General features: G+C 44.5%; 17 protein-coding genes and 1 other annotated feature. Of the genes, 5 read left to right on the forward strand and 12 right to left on the reverse strand.

Translation table 11 applies throughout. The features are described from left to right. Nucleotides 1-135: 135 nt before the first annotated feature. Nucleotides 136-972: a GGDEF domain-containing protein gene (locus E7L17_RS00155; RefSeq protein ID WP_316321253.1), complete on the reverse strand. Its 837-nt coding sequence runs from the start codon at nucleotides 970-972 to the stop codon at nucleotides 136-138. A 308-nt stretch (nucleotides 973-1,280) separates the two neighbouring features. Here E7L17_RS00155 and E7L17_RS00160 point away from each other — a divergent pair, with 308 nt between their 5' ends. Beyond that, nucleotides 1,281-1,649, forward strand: a complete 369-nt coding sequence (locus E7L17_RS00160) for a helix-turn-helix transcriptional regulator (RefSeq protein WP_316321254.1) — start codon at nucleotides 1,281-1,283, stop codon at nucleotides 1,647-1,649. 108 nt (nucleotides 1,650-1,757) lie between these two features. Here E7L17_RS00160 and E7L17_RS00165 read toward each other — a convergent pair whose 3' ends face one another. The 3 genes from E7L17_RS00165 to E7L17_RS00175 all read right to left on the reverse strand — a co-directional run bounded on the left by E7L17_RS00165 (nucleotide 1,758) and on the right by E7L17_RS00175 (nucleotide 4,636). After that, on the reverse strand, nucleotides 1,758-2,531 hold the full coding sequence (locus E7L17_RS00165; RefSeq protein ID WP_410470639.1) for an ABC transporter ATP-binding protein: 774 nt from the start codon (nucleotides 2,529-2,531) through the stop codon (nucleotides 1,758-1,760). A 4-nt stretch (nucleotides 2,532-2,535) separates the two neighbouring features. Beyond that, complete coding sequence (locus tag E7L17_RS00170) at nucleotides 2,536-3,456, reverse strand: ABC transporter permease subunit (protein ID WP_316321256.1); 921 nt, start codon at nucleotides 3,454-3,456, stop codon at nucleotides 2,536-2,538. 64 nt (nucleotides 3,457-3,520) lie between these two features. Next, nucleotides 3,521-4,636: an ABC transporter substrate-binding protein gene (locus E7L17_RS00175; protein WP_316321257.1), complete on the reverse strand. Its 1,116-nt coding sequence runs from the start codon at nucleotides 4,634-4,636 to the stop codon at nucleotides 3,521-3,523. Nucleotides 4,637-5,383: 747 nt separating this feature from the next. On the opposite strand from E7L17_RS00175, the gene E7L17_RS00180 reads away from it, so the two are divergent. From E7L17_RS00180 to mscL, 3 genes are all read left to right on the forward strand, one after another. Next, complete coding sequence (locus E7L17_RS00180; protein ID WP_316321258.1) at nucleotides 5,384-8,278, forward strand: acyl-CoA dehydratase activase-related protein; 2,895 nt, start codon at nucleotides 5,384-5,386, stop codon at nucleotides 8,276-8,278. An 11-nt stretch (nucleotides 8,279-8,289) separates the two neighbouring features. Then, complete coding sequence (locus E7L17_RS00185; RefSeq protein ID WP_316321259.1) at nucleotides 8,290-9,594, forward strand: 2-hydroxyacyl-CoA dehydratase; 1,305 nt, start codon at nucleotides 8,290-8,292, stop codon at nucleotides 9,592-9,594. Nucleotides 9,595-9,756: 162 nt separating this feature from the next. After that, a complete protein-coding gene (gene mscL, locus E7L17_RS00190) occupies nucleotides 9,757-10,200 on the forward strand; it encodes a large-conductance mechanosensitive channel protein MscL (protein ID WP_316321260.1) in 444 nt (147 codons plus the stop codon). A gap of 75 nt (nucleotides 10,201-10,275) precedes the next feature. On the opposite strand, the gene E7L17_RS00195 is transcribed toward mscL, so the two are convergent. The 4 genes from E7L17_RS00195 to E7L17_RS00210 form a co-directional block, all read right to left on the reverse strand. After that, nucleotides 10,276-10,857 (reverse strand): LysE family transporter, encoded by a 582-nt coding sequence (locus tag E7L17_RS00195; RefSeq protein WP_316321261.1) that lies wholly within the window; start codon nucleotides 10,855-10,857, stop codon nucleotides 10,276-10,278. Between the two features lie 150 nt (nucleotides 10,858-11,007). After that, nucleotides 11,008-12,618 carry an MBL fold metallo-hydrolase gene (locus E7L17_RS00200; protein ID WP_316321262.1) on the reverse strand — a complete coding sequence of 537 codons (1,611 nt, stop codon included), beginning with the start codon at nucleotides 12,616-12,618 and terminating at the stop codon, nucleotides 11,008-11,010. A 227-nt stretch (nucleotides 12,619-12,845) separates the two neighbouring features. Beyond that, nucleotides 12,846-14,780, reverse strand: coding sequence for a fructose-1,6-bisphosphatase (locus E7L17_RS00205; RefSeq protein ID WP_316321263.1), 1,935 nt, complete (start codon nucleotides 14,778-14,780; stop codon nucleotides 12,846-12,848). A gap of 88 nt (nucleotides 14,781-14,868) precedes the next feature. Then, nucleotides 14,869-15,624: an exodeoxyribonuclease III gene (locus E7L17_RS00210; RefSeq protein ID WP_316321264.1), complete on the reverse strand. Its 756-nt coding sequence runs from the start codon at nucleotides 15,622-15,624 to the stop codon at nucleotides 14,869-14,871. 217 nt (nucleotides 15,625-15,841) lie between these two features. Here E7L17_RS00210 and E7L17_RS00215 point away from each other — a divergent pair, with 217 nt between their 5' ends. After that, complete coding sequence (locus E7L17_RS00215) at nucleotides 15,842-16,354, forward strand: peptidylprolyl isomerase (protein WP_316321265.1); 513 nt, start codon at nucleotides 15,842-15,844, stop codon at nucleotides 16,352-16,354. Between the two features lie 512 nt (nucleotides 16,355-16,866). Here the strand turns inward: E7L17_RS00215 and E7L17_RS00220 are convergent. The 4 genes from E7L17_RS00220 to E7L17_RS00235 form a co-directional block, all read right to left on the reverse strand. Then, the gene (locus E7L17_RS00220) at nucleotides 16,867-18,000 is read right to left on the reverse strand and encodes a sodium ion-translocating decarboxylase subunit beta (protein ID WP_316321266.1); all 1,134 of its coding nucleotides are present in this window, start codon (nucleotides 17,998-18,000) and stop codon (nucleotides 16,867-16,869) included. 11 nt (nucleotides 18,001-18,011) lie between these two features. Beyond that, complete coding sequence (locus E7L17_RS00225; RefSeq protein WP_316321267.1) at nucleotides 18,012-18,161, reverse strand: OadG family protein; 150 nt, start codon at nucleotides 18,159-18,161, stop codon at nucleotides 18,012-18,014. Between the two features lie 120 nt (nucleotides 18,162-18,281). Beyond that, nucleotides 18,282-18,344: a sequence feature (sodium ion sensor (DUF1646 type); this cis-regulatory element may regulate processes involved in with the transportation of sodium ions), on the reverse strand. 89 nt (nucleotides 18,345-18,433) lie between these two features. After that, nucleotides 18,434-19,240, reverse strand: coding sequence for an MBL fold metallo-hydrolase (locus E7L17_RS00230; protein ID WP_316321268.1), 807 nt, complete (start codon nucleotides 19,238-19,240; stop codon nucleotides 18,434-18,436). Nucleotides 19,241-19,478: 238 nt separating this feature from the next. Further along, a complete protein-coding gene (locus E7L17_RS00235; protein ID WP_316321269.1) occupies nucleotides 19,479-19,859 on the reverse strand; it encodes a desulfoferrodoxin family protein in 381 nt (126 codons plus the stop codon). Nucleotides 19,860-19,866 lie beyond the last annotated feature (7 nt).

Below are 19,866 nucleotides of genomic sequence, written 5' to 3' on the forward strand. Positions count from 1 at the left end.
GCTCAGAATGATTGTAATGTCTTTTGTAATGTAAAAAACCATTCATTTCTCAACTGAGTCATGAATGGTTTTTTATATATTTTAATATTCCAATAAAAAAGTTAAAATGAATCATACTAACTACATAAACTTGTTTTAAACAACTTTGTCTCTACCCGCATTTTTAGCCTGATACAGCTTTTTATCTGCCAAATGAATCAACTCTGCCACATCAGTTGGTGTTTTATGTAAGGTTATGGTTTCTACCCCAATGCTGCACGTAATATCAATTTCTCCGTAAGTAGTACGAAAAACATGGCCACGAATGGAATCGCGAATCCGGCAAGCAATTTGCATGGCAGAGTCCTTCTCCCAACCGGGAAGACAAACTAAAAACTCATCCCCACCATAACGAGCAACCCAACCATTTTGCGTTGGCACCAGCTTTTTAAGCAGTACTGCAATGCCCTGTAAAACACAGTCGCCGGCCACATGACCATTATGGTCGTTAATCTTTTTAAAATAATCAATATCCATAAACAAGATGCTAAGCGGCTGTTTTTGCTCCATACAATAATTCAAATCGATCGGCAAACGAAGATCAATGTACCGACGATTATATAAGTGTGTTAAAAAATCGGTATAAAGCGTTTCCGGATTCACATTGTCATAACCACTTCTATCATACGGCCGCACGGTTCGCCGAACCGAAACCAGCGTACAGCTTCTCTCACCAATAGCAAGGGGAATGCGGGTTACACTGCAAATAGAGGATTCATCTGCCGTAAAGCTCAATGAAACACCCGGCCCAAACATAAGCTGGTAATCAAAAGTTTCTTCCAACCTGCCGGAAAAAAGATTTTCCGGGTTTTCGCCCCATAAATTATCATATAGTATTAATCCGCAATGGGAGTCAACAAGGTAAATAGAAGACGAAAAAGCCCTCAAAACACAAAGCAGATTCTTCACATCTGTTAATGATTCTAATACCATTTTTTCCCTTTCTACTGAATCGGCTCGCTAAGTTTTTTATTTTAGCAACCTGCTTCCGACTCAAGAGCAACAAAATAATTGTTAGCTACTCAGACCGCATTTCTCCTCAACAGCAGCCAGGCAGTTGCGGAATTTAGACGCTTTTAAGGGAAGAGAAGAAGGGAATATATAATTTTCCGCAAACCAACAATACATCTAATACGTGTTTTTATTTAAATTATACATATAATATTTGTGCAAGTCAATACATAAATAGACCGTGTGATAATATCGTTTTCGTATAATTATATGTTGAAGGAAGGGTTGAAATGAAAGCAATAAATGAAATTATACGTGATTTACGCGAAGATAAAGATTTAAGACAATCAGACATAGCAGCCGTCTTAGGAACAACACAGCAACACTATTCTCGATGCGAAAAAGGCGAATCACAGCTTTCAACTCGCTCCATTATTGCACTAGCCGATTTTTACCAAGTTTCTACAGATTACCTGTTGGGCCGAACTGACTGTAAACAAGGTGTGGATGTTCTGAACCAGCAGATCACAGGGAATTTTTCAACAGGCCGTTTTTTAACTGATTTACTTTCCCTGAGTATTGTAGGGCGCTATGCTGTAGTGGATTACTTAAAGCTTCATCTTCTCAAAGAGGAGGTGGAGCAGAAAAAACTTTTATAAAGCTTTTTCTGTAATTAAATAGTATTTACCACTTCAGCAAAAAAGTCAAGCGAATAAAGAAAAGGAAGCAGCGCAAGTGCGCTGCTTCCTTTTCTTTATTCATTCGAATCAGTTGCCAACTTCTAGACTAATCTGATTAAATTGATTGAGAATATCATCCGTAGACATGGCTACTTTCTTCTCGTCTGCTGCATCAATCACGGCCTGCCCCTGGTGCATCATCAGCAGGCGGTTACCAAACTGAATCGAGTATTTTAAATTATGCGTTACCATGAGAGTCGTCAGCTTTTTTTCTTCTACCAGCTCCTGTGTCAGCCGCATTACATTTTCAGAAGAACGAGGGTCAAGTGCCGCCGTGTGCTCATCCAATATGAGCAAATCGATTGGTGTCATAGTAGAAATCAAAAGTGCCAGCGCCTGCCGTTGCCCACCAGAGAGACTCCCCACTTGGACGTCCAGCTTATCTTCCAGCCCTAAGTCCAGCCGCTGGAGTAAAGTGCGGTACTCATCGGTACGGCGGCGGCTCACACCACGAGAAAGGCCATAAAAAGAGCCCTTATTGTCTGCGAGAGCCATATTCTCTAAAATAGAGAGCTCCGGGCAGGTTCCCTTTGAGGGATCCTGAAACACTCTTCCAATGGATTTGGAACGCTGAAATTCCTTTTGGCGACTAATGTCTTCCCCTTTAAGCAATATGCTGCCGCTGTCAGGCTGAATACTTCCGCAAATCAGGTTGAGCATTGTGGTTTTACCGGAACCATTGCTGCCTACTACCGAAACAAACTGCCCGGGCAGAATTTCCAGATTAAAATCAGAAAATAGAACCACTTCACTTACTGAGTCCGGAGAAAACACCTTACAAATGTTTTGCAGACTGACCATGCTGTCAGATTTGTGTTGGGTTAACGACATGAGGATGCTTCCTCCTTCCCGAAAATACTCGGTTCCCTACCAAAGCAAAAGTAAATAGTGCTGCCATCAGCAGCTTAAGGTAATTGGTAGGCAAGCCGAGCTGCATTGCAGCCACCAGGCAGGTTTTATAAAGTATAGCGCCGATTACCACCATAGCGGTTGGGCGAATGAATTTTATTCTACCTAACAGGCTGGTACCAATAATAACGGAGGCAAGCGCCATAACCACCATACCGGTGCCACCGTAAATATTTGCGGTCTCTGTTTGCTGTGCCAAAATGGAACCCGACAAAGCGGTGCAGCCATTGCCTATGGCAAGCCCAGCAATTTTCATGCGACCGGGGTCTTTGCCAAGCGATATCACATACTGCGGGTTATTGCCGGAAGCACGCAGAAGCAAACCCGATTTTGTATTTAGGTACGTATCCAGCAATACCTTGACCAAAATAACCACCAGCAGCGCGATGAGTGCCACCCGGTAATTCTGTAAGCTTTGGGGTAAAAGGCTCGCAATTGGCCCTGATGAAAACACCGTAGGCTTATTGTAGAAAGGGAGTACCGCAGAACCCTTTGTAATAACAAGGTTTACACTCCACAGACCCGTCATCACCAGTATACCGGAAAGCAGGTCGGTAATATGCAGCTTTACATGTAATAGCCCGGTAACACAGCCAGCGGCCGCACCAGCAACAAATGCAGCAATGCAGGCTACCCAAGGGTTTACACCGCCAGCAATCAAAGCCCCTGTTACACAGGCTCCCATTGGGAATGTACCGTCAACCGAAAGGTCTGGGAACCCCAGAATCCGGTACGTAATATACACGCCCATTGCCATTATTCCGTAAATCAGGCCCTCCTCCAACACATTGAAGATTAGACCAACAAAAACATCCATTCGCCGTTACCTGCTTTCCGTACAAATCATATTTCAAAACAGCACTCTTGCTGCGCTTACACTATTATTTGCTTGAAGACGCAGCAGCTTCTTTAATCGCTTCTGCATTCTGGTAATCCTTCGGTAGAGTCATACCAAAGATATTTAAAACATCTGCGTTATATACCGGTGCAAAATCCTTTACTACAAATACTGGTGTTTCAGAAGCTTTCTTTTCGCCTTTTAAAATATCTGCAGCCATTTTACCGGTTTGATCACCGAGCGCAACATAATCGATTCCCTGAGAAGCCAGGCATCCATTCTTCACCTGCTCAATTTCAGAACCAAATACCGGAATATTGCCCTTATTTGCTGCCTGCAATACAACCTGCAAGTTATTTACCACGTTATTGTCAGTAAAGTTATTGATACAATCTACACCCTTGCTCACAAGGGAAGCGGCAGCAGACGCAACCTCTGACGCATTCACAATGCCGGATTCTACCACTTCAAAATTGTATTTCTTCGCTACCTCTTTGAGTGTGTTGAGCTGGCTGACCGAGTTCGGCTCGCTGGTGGTGTAGAGCACACCAATTTTCTTTGCCTCGGGCAGGAACGAACGAATCATTTTCACCTGCTCTTCCAAGGGAAGAACATCGGAGCTGCCAGTGATATTATTGCCGGGTTTTTCAAGGCTCTTAACCAAACCGGCAGATACGGGGTCTGAAATTGCGGTGAACACAACTGGAATATTTGTGTTTTTCGCCGCACTATAAGCAGACATTGCCGCTGGGGTTGCAATACCGACCAGCATATCGTATTTTGAAGAAACCATGTTCTTTGCAATCAGGTCACTGTTAGAGGCATCTGCTTGTGCATTTTGAAAATCGATGGTTAGGTTTTTGCCTTCCTCAAATCCGGCAGCCTTAAGCCCCTGTACAAAGCCCTTATAGCAATTGTCGAGCGAAGGGTGTGTTGCGTATTGAATTACACCAATTTTCATGGATTTCGCCTCTCCTTTTGTATTGGAAGAAGCGGAGGAACCATTCGTGCAACCGGCAAAGCCTGCGGCCATAACCGCTGCCAGGGAAACTGCTGCAATTTTACGAATGAACTTTTTCATTGAAATACCAAACCTTTCTCTTTGCAATGTTTTATTTTTATTTTGGTCGGGTTCGTTTTTCCACCAGCCATCCGGCATTACGCCACACCTCCTATTCGGCAATAAAAAAAGCCCTTGCCCCTGATCGCTCAGGGACAAGAGCATTCACTCCTGTGGTACCACCCAAATTGACGCTTGCGCGCCCTCTTAATCCACATACCCGAATGATACGTGCTCCGCTGATAACGGGTAGAGCCCCCGTCGCAGACTACTTAGGAGTGTTTCCCGTTCGCCCCGCCCTCATAAGTCCATTCCCCGTGCGATCTCTTACCGCAATCCCACCATAAGCGGCTCTCTGAAAAGACATCTTGCCCGGCTACTACTCTTAATCAAAGGTTTTGTTATTGCATTTATTATATGATGCAGCATTTCATTTGTCAACACCACAAAATAAAAAACAATTCATTTGTGCAAACCAAAATGCAGTCCAAAAATTGACAATAAGAGTGAAAAACGGTAAAGTATTATAGAATGCTCTCTGTAATTTTTCAGTAAAATAGCGTTTAAAGTGCCAAAGTGCTTTACTAAATCAAGTGTAAATTAGAAGAAACTCACACTATATATAGGTGTTATATTGTGTAAATCACTCAATTTATGGTAAGGGACGGCGTACCGCTTGCCAAAAACAGAAATCTGCATTACAATAGGAAAAGAAAAAGTAGTTAAGCAACCTAACTAATTAAATTAGGCGTCAAATAAAGTGTTTAACCGTACCATAAAGTGGCTATGTACGGGAAATACAAATTGCAAAACAGCCATATATTGCGGAGGAAATGAGACGATAGGATGAGAATCGGTCTTGACGTAGGTTCCACGACTATTAAATGCGTCGTGCTGAACGATGACAATCAAATTGTATATCAATCTTATGAACGGCATTTTTCACAAATAACAGAAAAAATGGCGGAGCTTCTGCGCAAAATTCAGGCAGAGGTATTAAAAGGGGCGCCTGCTTATTTATCGGTATCCGGTTCTGCTGGAATGGGAATTGCACAAACCTGCAATTTGCCCTTTATTCAGGAGGTATATGCCACCCGCGTTGCGATGGGCAAGCTCATACCAGATGCAGACGTGATTATTGAGCTGGGCGGCGAAGACGCAAAAATTTTGTTTTTAACCGGCGGAACCGAGGTTCGCATGAATGGTTCTTGTGCCGGCGGTACCGGAGCTTTTATTGACCAAATGGCAACTCTTCTCCACATTTCTTTGGATGAAATGAACGAGATGGCCGCACAGCATGAAAAAATTTACACCATCGCTTCGCGTTGCGGTGTATTTGCAAAGTCCGACGTTCAGCCGCTGCTGAATCAGGGTGCACGCAAAAGCGATATTTCTGCAAGTATTTTTGCAGCGGTGGCGAACCAGACCATTGCGGGACTTGCACAAGGCCGCCCGATTCGCGGCAAGGTGATTTACCTTGGCGGCCCGCTAACCTTCCTTTCCGAGCTGCGGCAAAGCTTCGATACTGCGCTAAAGGTAACCGGAGTTTGCCCGGAGAACTCACTTTACTATGTGGCAATGGGTGCTGCATTCAGTAGTGAAGAAGAAGTGGATTTAAACACCGCGTTGACGAACATAGACGCTTACAGCGGCAAAAGTGACTTTTTGTCCATTCCCTCCCTGTTCCGTGACGAACAGGAGTACCGCGAGTTTCAGGAACGCCACCAAAGCTGCCGTGCAAAGCGCGGAGACATTGCTCAATATAATGGAAAGGCTTACCTCGGCATCGATGCCGGCTCCACTACGGTAAAAGCCGTGGTACTTGGAGAAGACGGTGAGCTATTAGACTCCATTTACCAAAGCAATTCCGGCAACCCGGTACCTATTATCAGGGAATACCTGATAAACTTGTACGAACAATACCCGAACTTAAGTATTTGCTCCTCCGCTGTAACCGGTTATGGCGAGGAACTGCTGAAAAACGCATTCAATCTGGATAATGGTATTGTAGAAACCATGGCACACTTTACTGCCGCAAAATACTTTATGCCCTATGTGGACTTTGTAATCGACATTGGCGGGCAGGACATGAAGTGCTTTAAAATTCGCAACGGTGCAGTGGATAATATCTTCCTCAATGAAGCCTGTTCCTCCGGCTGCGGCTCCTTTTTGCAAACCTTTGCGAATACACTCGGGTACGAAATAGCCGATTTCGCTCAAAAAGGATTATTCGCAAAGCACCCGGTCGACTTGGGCTCACGCTGTACGGTATTTATGAACTCTTCCGTAAAACAGGCACAAAAAGACGGCGCCACTACGGAGGATATTTCCGCAGGGCTTTCTGTCTCCGTTGTAAAAAATGCGATTTATAAAGTCATCCGAGCTGCTTCGGCAGATGAACTGGGCAAAAACATTGTGGTACAGGGCGGTACTTTCTTAAACGACGCTGTGCTTCGCGTGTTTGAAAAAGAGCTTGGCGTCAACGTAATTCGCCCCGATATTTCGGGACTCATGGGTGCGTTTGGTGCGGCTTTGTACGCAAAAGGCCACGCAAATGAGACTAGTTCGCTATTGCCGCTTCAAGAGCTGAAAGATTTTACCCATGAGGTAAAGGTAGCGACCTGCGGTCTGTGCAGTAACCACTGCCGACTTACCATTAATAACTTTGGAGAGAATCGCCGCTTTATTGGTGGTAACCGCTGCGAGAAGCCCGTTACCCGCCAAAATAAAGAACCGGCTCTCGACATGTACACCTATAAGCTTGAGCTGCTGCAAAGCTACCAGCCGGTTCCCGGCCCACGCGGCAAAATAGGCATTCCTCTGGGGCTTAATTTTTACGAACTGCTGCCGTTCTGGCACGCGTTTTGGACGACACTTGGCTTTGAGGTCATTCCCTCCCCCCTGTCTACCCGCACTTTGTATTTGGATGGACAGCACACCATCCCGTCTGACACCGTGTGCTTCCCCGCAAAGCTGATGCACGGGCATATCGAAGCACTGCTTCGGCAGGGAATCGATACCATCTTCTACCCTTGCATGTCGTATAACATGGATGAAGGATTAGGAGATAATCACTACAATTGCCCTGTGGTTGCGTATTACCCAGAGGTGCTTTCGGCTAACGTGGAGGATTTAAAGAAAACAACCTTCATTCACGATTATGTGGGAATCCACCGTAAGAAAGATTTCCCGGTGAAGATGAACCAGATACTAAGCCAGTATTTCTCCGGAATACCTCTTCGCGAGGTTCAAAAAGCAGCAAAAGCCGCTTATGAAGAATACGACAGCTTCTTTGCAAAGATACACATTGAGGGCAACCGCATCATTGAAGAAGCGGAGCGCCAGCACAAGCCTATTATCGTACTCAGCGGCCGTCCTTATCACCTTGACCCAGAGATAAACCATGGTATCAATAAGCTGATTACCAGCCTTGGTGCAGCGGTTATATCGGAAGATGTGATTAGTGACCGAGTTCAAAAGTTCCGAACCGGTGTGCTTAATCAATGGACATATCACTCCCGCTTATATGCGGCGGCAAAATACATTGGCACCCGGCCAGATATGAATCTAGTGCAGCTCGTCTCGTTCGGTTGCGGCGTTGACGCCATTACTACCGATGAGGTACGAGAAATACTGGAAGCCGAAGGAAAAATCTACACACAGATTAAGATTGATGAGATAACCAATTTGGGAGCGGTGAAAATCCGGCTGCGTAGCCTGTTTGCCGCATTGGAACAGTGAGGTGAGCAATCTTGGCGGAACTCAAAAGAGATAATACGGGGCGTATCCTGTTTACAAAAGAAATGAAGCAGGAATATACCATTCTTTGCCCGCAAATGGCTGAAATCCATTTTTCGCTGGTAGTAAACATTTTCCGCAACTGCGGTTATAACATGGTTTTATTAAAAAACGATGGACCTAACGTTGTGCACGAGGGTTTAAAATATGTGCATAACGACACCTGTTACCCGGCTTTGCTTGTCATTGGTCAGTTTATGGATGCACTCAAAAGCGGCAAGTACGATTTAGACCGTACCGCTCTCATCATTACACAAACCGGCGGCGGGTGCCGTGCCTCTAATTACATTCACCTGCTGCGCAAAGCACTGCGCCGTGCCGGTATGGAAAACGTGCCAGTTGTTTCGCTGAACCTTTCTGGTCTGGAGCATAACCCGGGCTTTTCGGTAACACTGCCGATGCTGCGCCGTATTGTAGCAGGCCTTGTGTATGGCGACCTCTTAATGCTGCTCGATAATCAGGTAAAACCTTACGAGATTAAGAAGGGCGAAAGCTCCGCTCTCGTTCAGACATGGATTGAACGGCTCTCGGACCAGTTTAACCGCAGCGAGGGGTATTCCCTCAAGCAGCAAAAGGCGAATTTGGAAAAGATTGCGGCGGAATTTGCCGCCATTCCCGTTGAGCGTGTGCCAAAGGTACGCGTGGGAATCGTTGGCGAAATCTTTGTTAAGTATTCTCCGCTTGGCAACAACCAATTAGAGCAGTTCCTAGCTGAACAGGATTGTGAAGTGAATGTTCCCGGCATTCTAAACTTTGCACTCTTTAAAGTGGATAACCGCCTGGAAGACATTAATCTGTATGGCGGTAACCCGATTAAATACCGTGTGGTAATGACATTGATGGACTACTTGCGGAAAATGCAGGAAATTCTGATTGCCGCCGTGAAAACCCAGCCTTGCTTTGAAGCACCCATGAACTATGCTCACACCAAAGCACTCGTGAAAGATGTCATTGGCTACGGCAATAAAATGGGTGAAGGTTGGCTTTTAACCGCTGAAATGCTGGAGCTTGTGGAAACTGGTTTTGAAAATATTGTTTGCACACAGCCCTTTGGCTGCCTGCCCAACCACATTTGCGGTAAAGGTATGATACGCCGTATTAAAGAGATTGATGACCGTGCCAATATCGTACCCATTGATTACGACCCCAGTGCAACACGAGTCAACCAAGAAAACCGCATTAAGCTAATGCTTGCAGTCGCACGCGAAGCGTTAAAGCAACGCACGCAAGAAGTAGAGACTACAATGGCACATTCATAAAGATAACTAAAAAAATCAACTTTGTTCTTCGGTTTCCCTACCGTTACAAAGTTGATTTTTTTCCTGTTTTCTGATAGGATAATGATTATCAAATATCCTTGCAAAAGCAGTTATGCCTTATTTACATCTGTTTTTAGCCTCAGCAATTTTGGAGTGATACTTATGTTAAAGCAGGAGGAACAACACGTGAAAAAGTTCGTCCAGGAATTTAAAGAATTTGCAATGCGGGGCAATGTAATTGATTTGGCAGTCGGTGTGATTATCGGCGGCGCTTTCGGTAAAATTACAACCTCTTTGGTAACCGACATCATCACCCCTGTTTTGTCTGCCATTACGGGAAAAATTAATTTAAGCGAATTATCACTTATTATCCCCGCTGCTTTTGGTGGCAAAGACATTAAAATTGCCTTCGGATTGTTTGTACAAAACATACTGGATTTTCTGATTACCGCTCTCGTTATTTTTGTTATGATTAAGTTAATGAATCGACTGCGCACTAAAAAGGACGAAGATACTGCTGCTGAGCCGGAGGTTCCTGTACTGAGCAAGGAAGAAGAGCTACTAACAGAAATTCGTGATTTACTCAAAGAAAACAAGCAAGAGTAATCTTGTTTCATAACAAAAAAATGCGCTTAGGTATGGCTTTTATCAGCCGCTCCTAGGCGCGTTTCTGTATTTCTCTTAATGAACAATCATGGCAAAAGCATTGTACAGTAATATAATAGCCATTACGATATTCATCGGCAGATAATATCGACCATATATTCCTTGAATCATGGTGCCGAAAAAAGCCCAAACCGTAGTAGCAATCACTCCTGATGTAGCAATAAATAAGGAGGAAATCATTATGATGGCAATACTATTACGAAAAGGAATTACAAATCCAATTAAAGCAGTTATACCAAACATATAAATTTTCACATTGATTAGCTGGAGAAGAAAGCCTGCTAATAGACTGGAGGCTTGCTCCGCACGGTCGTTACTCGGTTTGCTTTTTAATATATGGATCGCCAGCCAAACAATGTAAATTGCTCCTACATATCGAATGTAAACCAAAGCAGACCCTAAATACGATTCTAAAAAATAGACCATGAGTGCACAGCTTAGCTGTACGACATAATAGCCTAAAAAAACACCAGACAGCAACGCTCGGCTTCTTTTAAAACCATACCGAACCATTGTATTCAGTGCAAGAAGATTCCCTGGTCCCGGAGTGAATGCGTTAATAAAGCAATACGATAAAAATCCCGATATAGAAAACATTTAATAATACTCCTGATAGAATCGATAGAATAACCGGAGAGAAATATAACTCTCCGGTCTTAAAGAAAGGCTTACACTAAAAAATTTGAACGAAAGAAATACTGATGATAAAAGCTTACACTCATCAAACTTCTTTTATCAAAAAGCGGCTTACCGCTCCCACTTTTTCGCTAGGGCCAAAATCTGGTCGGTAAAACGCGCCAAATCTTTGTTGGTGCCGCCCTCGTTGCGTAGAATGGTTTGGTAAAGCTGACGTTCCGCAGAAAGCAGGCGTTGGAAGGCCGATACAAGCCTGCGCGCTTTTGCCTTTTGGGACTGCTCTTCACGCTGCAAAGATACATCGACACCAAAATCCAATTCTTTGTCTGCCAGCAGATCAAAGCGGGCTTCAAAGTTAGGAACATACACTTCATAGCCCAAATCATCGAGCTCTTCTGAAAAAGCCAAGCAGGTTTCACGTTCCCCATGCACAATAAACACTCGCTGCGGCTTTGCCTGGAACGCGCGCAACCATTCGAGGAGACCATCGTGGTCGGCATGGCCGCTGAGGGCACGAAAGTTATAGATTTGTGCCTGAACGGCAATCTCTTCCCCAAACAGCTTTACTTCTTTCATACCGTCTACCAGCAAGCGTCCCAGTGTACCATTTGCCTGATAGCCAACAAACAGAACCGCGCACTCCGGCCGCCAAAGGTTATGCTTTAAATGGTGGCGAATGCGTCCCGCTTCACACATTCCGCTGGAAGAAATAATCACCTTTGGGGTTTTATCAAAGTTGAGTGCACGGGAATCCTCCACACTCTGGCTGATTTTTAGGTTTGGAAAGGAAATCGGTTTAAAACCCGAACGAAGAATATCCAGTGTTTCTTCATCCGCGTAGCCAGTAAGGTCACCGCTGAAAATACGTGTTGCTTCTGCGGCGAGGGGGCTGTCCACATATACTGGGAAATCGGGAAAGCTTTTCACCAGATGCCGCTCTTTAATCTCACGGATAAAATAGAGAACCTCCTGTGTTCTTCCCACCGCAAACGCAGGAATTACCACATTGCCGCCGTTTGCAAGCGTTTTATCAATCAGCTCTGCCAATTGGGGCGTATAGTCATCCACATGCTCGTGCTGCTTTAACCCATAGGTAGATTCCATTATGGCAAAATCTGCTTCTGTAACATATTGCGGGTTGCGAATCAACGGTTGATTTTTATTTCCAATATCGCCGGAGAAAACTACCTTTTTCGTGACATCGCCTTCGGTGAGCCACGCCTCTGTAAAAGCGGATCCTAGCAGATGCCCTGCATCTGAAAAGCGGATTTTAATGCCCGGTGCAGGCTCAAAAATCTCGCCATATTCATGCGGCTCTAAAAAGGATAGAGTGGTTTCAACGTCTTCCATGGTATAGAGAGGCTCCACCAGCTCAAGCCCGGCACGCTTGCCCTTACGATTTTCGTTTGTCGCATCCATATCTTGAATGTGAGCGCTGTCTCGCAGCATAATGGAAAGCAGCTCACAGGTTTTACCCGTCGCATAAATTTTGCCTTTAAACCCCTGCTTTGCTAATAAAGGAAGCCTGCCACTATGGTCAATATGTGCATGGGTGCAAATAACAAAATCAACCGAAATAGGCAAAAACGGCAGTGAGCGATTATCCTTTTCATCACGCCCCTGCTGTAAACCGCAGTCCACCAAAAAACGAACGCCGTTTGCGTCTACACAATGGCAGCTTCCGGTTACTTCTTTATCTGCGCCAAAAAAAGTTAAATACATAAAAATGCCTCCCTTAACCTGTTATCCTTTTAAACATAAAATAAAACTGCCAGTTCTTCATGCCAAGGATATTATAATAGCCAGCGTACCCCACCAAACCATTTCAACATCTGCTTTTCATACTTATTTCCAATTTCATTTCGAAACTTAATCAGTAAGTTAAACAGGATTTGGGGTTGATATAAGAATACCGGGGTCAGGCAAAAACTGCAAGACCCCGGCAAAAATTATTTTGTTACCTTTGGAGCAAGGAAGCCCTGGCGGTACGCATTCAGTAGCAATGTTAAATCGTAAATCTGATTGCTAATATCGTTACCGTTATCCGTATCCATAACCATCATGCGGGCAAAATGTGTTTCGAATATATCGGAACGAGACTGTATGTCTTTATTTTCCTCAAGCGCGCTACGCACACCATCAAATGGCTGGTGAGACTTAATGCGCATTCCATGTGAATTATAAATAAGGGTGTAACCTGCAATGCCCGTTGTAGGGTGGTATGCTTCACAGAAACCACCATCAATTACAATCAGCTTGCCATTGCCCTTAATCGGGCTTTCTCCATCACCGGCACGCACCGGTACATGCCCGTTGATGATATGGCAAAATGGGGTGTTAAGCCCAAATTCTTTTAGCAGCATCACACAAGATTCTTCCTCGTTGTACCACTTGTAATACGGATTTTTCTGCTCCGTCCAAGAGCTTTTATCGTCAATAAACATTCGCTCAAAGGTTGTCATTTTTTCACGCCCAAAGAGCGGCGAATCTTTACCGCTCCACAAGTACCACATGTAATCAAGGCAGAACGGCTTATCTGCCGCGGTGTGCGGTGCAAAATACGCACGGCGCACAATTTTATCCGAAAGATCCATCAGCTCTCTTCCCTTTACAATGCGGCCGCCTACGTTCACATTGGTCAACTCGCCGTCATTTGTCATGGGAATACAACCATGGAACAACAGGTTCTGGTTAAAGCACTTGTACATGCCGCCTTTCGCATATAAGAAACGCATATGGCGGTGCAAACGGTCACTCTCTTTAAAATCCTCCATAAGCCCGTGCATAATGCTCTTTTCTTCTTCCGTCAGCTCATAAGGGGATTCTTTGTGAATTGTTGGGAACTGCGTGGTATTTAGTGTATAGGTCTTCCCCTCAATTTCAACGGTTCCAGCTTCATAATTAATTTTATGTAGCAGCATACGGTGCTCCATTTGGAACTCTGGGTGCCGGAGAATCAATTGCCCCTCCAGCTTAAACAGGATAATGGAAATCGCCTTGCGGATTGCATGGTTTAAGTCGTCACATTCGGGGTATTGCTCTTTAGCGAACATCGCTAGCTCGCGCATGCTAATTCCGTAGCCGCTCTCTAAGGTTGCAAGATTCCCTCCTGCTACGGTATTGCGAACTACGGCGGCAGCGCATGCCTCACTGCCGGAGGCTGCTCCCATCCATAGAATATCGTGGTTACCCCACTCTACATCTACTGCGTGATGCTGCATCAGTAAATCCATAATTCGGTCTGCACCGGGACCTCTGTCAAAAATATCCCCTACAATATGAAGGTGGTCAACAGCAAGGCGCTTAATGAGCGAGCAAAGAGCGGTTATGAATTCATCAGCATTGTTAATGCCAATGATAGTATCGATGATTTTGGCGTGGTATACTTGCTGGTTGCTGTCTTCCCCGGGCTGGGCATGCAAAAGTTCGTCGATGATGTAGCTAAACTCCGGCGGCAAAGCCTTTCTAACCTTAGAACGTGTATACTTTGAAGCCGTTATGCGGCAAACGCCAATTAACTGGTGCAGTGTTTTCTGGTACCAGGCATCCATGTTCTCTTCCGATTGCTTAATGTAACGAAGCTTTTGCTCCGGGTAATAAATGAGAGTGCAAATCTTGGAGCGTTCTTGCTCGTTGAGCGTCTTTCCGAATACCAAATCTACCTTTTCGCGAATAACACCAGAGCAATTATTTACAATATGGTAAAAGGCGTCGTACTCACCGTGAAGGTCACTCATAAAGTGCTCGGTGCCCTTTGGCAAATTCAAAATTGCCTGAAGGTTGATAATCTCAGTGCAAACCGCCTGAATGGTCGGATACTCCACCGCCAGAAGCTTTAGATATTTCAGTTCATGTTCTGACAGATGGCATTCTGTACCGCGCATGACTCACATCTCCTTTTCATCCGTTAATTCTGAATTGCCCCAAAAGATTCTTTTTGTATTTGTTGGCTGATTTTCTATTTTAACTTTCTTACAAATTCAACTCCAGCCCTACGGGACAGTGGTCACTGCCCTGAATGTCTGAATAAATCACGCTGTCACGCAGCTTTTCGCGTAGCCGCTCCGATATGAGGAAGTAATCGATGCGCCACCCTGCATTATTCTGGCGAGCCTTAAACATGTAAGACCACCATGTGTATGCGCCGGTTTTGTCGGGATAAAGCTCACGGTAGCTGTCCAAAAATCCGCAGGCCAAAAGCTCGGTTAATTTTCCTCTTTCCTCATAAGAAAAGCCAGAATTGCCAATATTGCTTTTGGCATTCTTTAAATCAATTTCTTGGTGGGCTACGTTTAAATCGCCGCATATAATAACGGGTTTCTTTTCATCCAGCATCATCACATACTCACGAAAGGCATTTTCCCATTCCATGCGGTAAGAAAGGCGCACCAGCTCACGTTGTGAATTGGGCGTGTATACATTCACAAGGTAATAAGACTCAAACTCCAATGTAATGGCACGGCCTTCTCCGGTGTGCGCCGGGTTTTGTATATCGTAGTTAACGGAAAGCGGCTTTGTCTTGGTAAATACCGCTGTTCCGGAATAGCCTTTTTTCTCTGCGGAGTTCCAGTATTGCAAATACCCCGGCAAATTCAGCTCTGCCTGCCCCTCCTGCATTTTTGTTTCTTGCAGGCAGAAAACATCCGTGTCTACTTCATTAAAAAAATCGAGGAAGCCCTTCGACAGGCAGGCACGAAGACCGTTTACATTCCAAGAAACCAATTTCATACTGCTGCTCCTTTTGCACACGGCAGTAACCTTTGCCGTAACATAATGATATTTTTCTCTTATTATTCTGTATTTCCTTGCTGAATCTGCATATAACGTTTATAATAGTACTACTGATTTTTTCTGCCCTAGGCATAGAAAAAATCCCTGTCTACCCGTGTTGTCTCGCTCTCTTAAGCGGGAAGCGAATTGCAAAAAATAAATGGAGGAATTTTAGATGAATCCTGTTGTAACAATTGAAACCAATAATGGTGTAATTAAAGTTGAATTATACCCTGAAATCGCACCGAACACCGTGCGCAATTTCATTTCCCTTGTAAAGAAAGGCTTTTACGATGGTACCATTTTTCACCGCGTCATCCCTGATTTTGTTATTCAAGGCGGCGACCCGGAAGGCACTGGTATGGGAGGCCCCGGCCACCACATTCATGGTGAGTTTACGAAAAATGGCTTTAAAAACGATTTAAAGCACTCCAAGGGTGTTATTTCGATGGCTCGTGCCTCCAGCCCGAACAGTGCTGGTTCTCAGTTCTTTATCATGGCCGGCGATGTTCCTTACCTCGACGGAAACTATGCAGCCTTCGGTAAAGTGATTGAGGGTTTGGAAGAGGTTGATCGCATTGTTGCCTCTCCCCGTAACGCGCAGGACCGCCCGAAAGAAGACCAGGTAATGAAGAAGGTAACCGTAGATACCTTCGGCGAAGAATACGAAGAGCCCGAAATTCTTTAAGCTATTTATTCGATTCAAAAGCGTCTTTGCTCCTATGGGCAAAGGCGCTTTTTTTATTAGAAAGCAAATTGTAAAAACCAACAGATTTCCCATTAAATAGTATAACATAATCCCTAAAAAGTAAAGGATAGATAAAAAAACAACGGTCTTTTTTATCTATCCTGATTATATTTCTATCAAACAATTACTCAAAGGTCTTTTATTGTTTAAAGGGAATTTAAACTCTGTTTTTCATTTTTACACTTGCGCTTTTTAAGCACTGAAAAACCGCCTTATTTTTTTAATAAAGTAAGCAGTATAAGGTTATTTTTATCTATTTTACATGCTTAAATAAAAACAATTCGAACCTGCCACTATAAAATAAAACGGCAAAATTCGAATTGTTTTAGAAAAATACTATACTGTTTTTAAATCCCGCATACTCGATTTATTTTCAACATGGGAAGGAGGGGGAACCTAATGTTCTCCCTCTCTCCCGCATGGAAAATAAGTAAAAATCGTTTCTTGAACTCTTATTGGAATAGTGACAGCAGAATACCGGCAGCAACTGCGGAGCCAATTACTCCGGCAACGTTCGGGCCCATTGCGTGCATGAGCAAATAGTTACCCGGGTTTGCCTTTTGTCCCTCAACCTGAGAAACTCTGGCAGCCATAGGAACCGCAGAAACACCAGCGGAACCAATAAGCGGGTTGATTTTTCCTCCGGAAAGGAAACACATCAGCTTGCCCAGCAAGAGGCCGCCAACGGTACTAAAGCAGAACGCCATCAGACCGAGGAAAATAATCTTTAGTGTAGACGGGCTAAGGAACTGCTCTGCTGTTGCAGTTGCACCAACCGTAACACCGAGGAAAATGGTAATAATATTAATCAACGCATTTTGTGCGGTACTGGAAAGTCTCTCTGTTACGCCGGATTCCTTGAACAGATTACCGAGCATTAACAAACCGATGAGCGGAGCCACAGAGGGCAGCAGCAAAATGCAGAGGATGGTAACCATAATCGGGAAGCATACCTTCTCTAATTTGCTTACTTCGCGTAGCTGTGTCATCTTGATTTCGCGCTCTTTCTTGGTGGTCAGCGCACGCATAATCGGAGGCTGAATCAACGGGATAAGCGCCATATAGGAATACGCTGCAATCGCGATGGATGGCAACAGATCCGGAGCAAGCTTTGAGGTTAAGTAAATGGCAGTGGGGCCGTCTGCTCCACCAATAATACCAATGGAGGCCGCCTCTTGTGGCGTAAAGCCCAAGGCAATTGCCACAACAAAAGCAATCACAATACCAAACTGTGCTCCCGCACCCAAAAAGAGGCTGCTGGGGCGTGCAATCAGGGGACCAAAGTCGGTCATGGTACCAATCCCTAAGAAAATAAGTGACGGGTAAATGCCAAGCTTAACGCCCTGGTATAAGTAATAAAGCAAGCCGCCGGCTTGTCCGTTTGTCGGCCCATCCATAAGCCCCGTTATAGGCAAATTAATAAGCAGCATACCAAATGCAATAGGCAAAAGCAGCAGCGGCTCAAATTTCTTCACAATCGCAAAATAAATAAGTACTAAAGATAACGCAATCATAACAACGCTTTGCCAGGTAAGAGCCGCAAAACCCGAACTCTGGAGCAGCGTTTGTATCGCCTCAATAAACAATGTCCTTCCCCCTATCTATGATCTGTTTTTTCTGTTTTTTTGCCCTCTATCTTACGGATGCCAACGGTAAAAATGCTAATTAAGACAAATAGCACCGCTAAAATTCCAAAAACAAGGGACATACAGAAAACACCAACCAATACGGCTTCCGACACAGTCATTTTAAATCCTCCCTTTCTCTCAACGCCATAACCGGCAAAATTGATGCCAAAGAGAAGGCTGCTCTGTAAGAAGCAATGGAAGAAGACGACAAAAAAAGGATGGTATTGCTTCTTTACAGAAGCTTCCCACCCTTAAAGCTCAAAATCTTGAAAACAGAAATAAAATAACATTTCTGCCCAACCGGTATTTTGTATTCTTTCAATTTGTGTTCATTATACCTAGCCTAATGCAAGAAGTCAAGCCTTTCTGTAAAATAGATTTTATTCATTCATCACAAAGAGAGCGTAAAGCCTACTCCTACCTCTTTCACAGGTACTTTTTGATGAATCGCCGAACGCACGGCAAACGAGGTGCAATGGCAAGGGTAAAGCCTGCGAATGCCGGATTTTTCAAAATATCCGATTGTCTTTTCTACCCTTTCGTTAACCTGAAACAGGTGAAAACCGCCAATCACACCAGTAACGGTTTGCGTACCGCACACCCGCTTTGCCTGCTCAATAATATTGCAAATTCCGCTATGAGAGCAACCTGTAATGATGAAGGCGCCTTCTTCTCCACAGTAAGCCAAAGCAGAATCATCCATTACGTAATCTTCACTGTAGTCTTCTCCCTCTCTTTGTTCCCCCAAGGCCACACGGGGTTCAAAATCGCAAACCGTTGGAATCTCACCAAGGAAAAAGAGATGCTCACTCAGGCGCATTGGCTCCTTTGTTAAGCAAAGGCGGCCTAGTTTGCCAATCTCTTGCTCTGAATACGTCGCGCCAATACTATCCGCTTCATATCGTTTTGCTTTCCAAGTATCCGGGTGCGAAATAATCTCAACGTTTGACAAATCGTATTCGTTTTGTAAAAACTCCAACCCGCCGGTATGGTCGTTGTGGCCGTGAGAGAATACAATTTTTGTCAGAGCGCTGAGGTCAATCCCCATTTTGCGTGCGTTTTTACCCGCTATATCGGAATAGCCGGTATCGAGCAAAATCTTCTCACTGCCATCCTCTATATAATAGCAGGCACCGGGCTCCCCTAAGTAGTACTGATTAATATAGGTGTTATTATCCACCAGAACCGTAAGCTTCAATTATGTGCCCCCTTCCCGAACCGTTCTTTTTTACAACAGCTTACTGTCGTGTTTTTAACGCTTATGGAAATAAAGAAGAATAAACTTATCTTTTACAAACCTGCTAGCCACAAAATACAGTTAAGATAAAAGGCACCTTACAGAGTAAGATGCCTTTTGTCGCAGCTGAAAGTTTAATGAAGCGGTGATGCCCCAAACAAAGACTTTCACTGCCGGTAAAACAACGTATTATGTGTAATTACAGCTCTGTTTTCCACAGGCCATGCAGGTTGCAATATTCGTAAACCGAAACCGGCTTCTCGCCGTCCTGCAATGTAAATACAGCCTTTGGAGCCTCGCCGGGCTGCAGTGCAGTGCGGTGGCCTCCGGTAGAGGTCAACAGATAAATCCACTGAATAAAATGCTCCGGCTGCATGGGGTGCTCTACGCTGCCAACAACCGCAGTAACGGTATTTCCATCAACGGTTACAACGGGAACGTGCTTCTCTGTTGCGGCATCGGTTGTATTCGCAACCAACTCCGTCATTTTCTCTCCACAGCAGGTCATCGGTGCTCCTGAGTTTTGAATCATACCAACCAAGTTCCCGCAATGCTTACAGATAAAGAATTTTTGTTCCATGTTTAAG

It is taken from the genome of Clostridium sp. (assembly GCF_032576335.1).
Taxonomy (GTDB): domain Bacteria; phylum Bacillota; class Clostridia; order Oscillospirales; family Acutalibacteraceae; genus Faecalispora.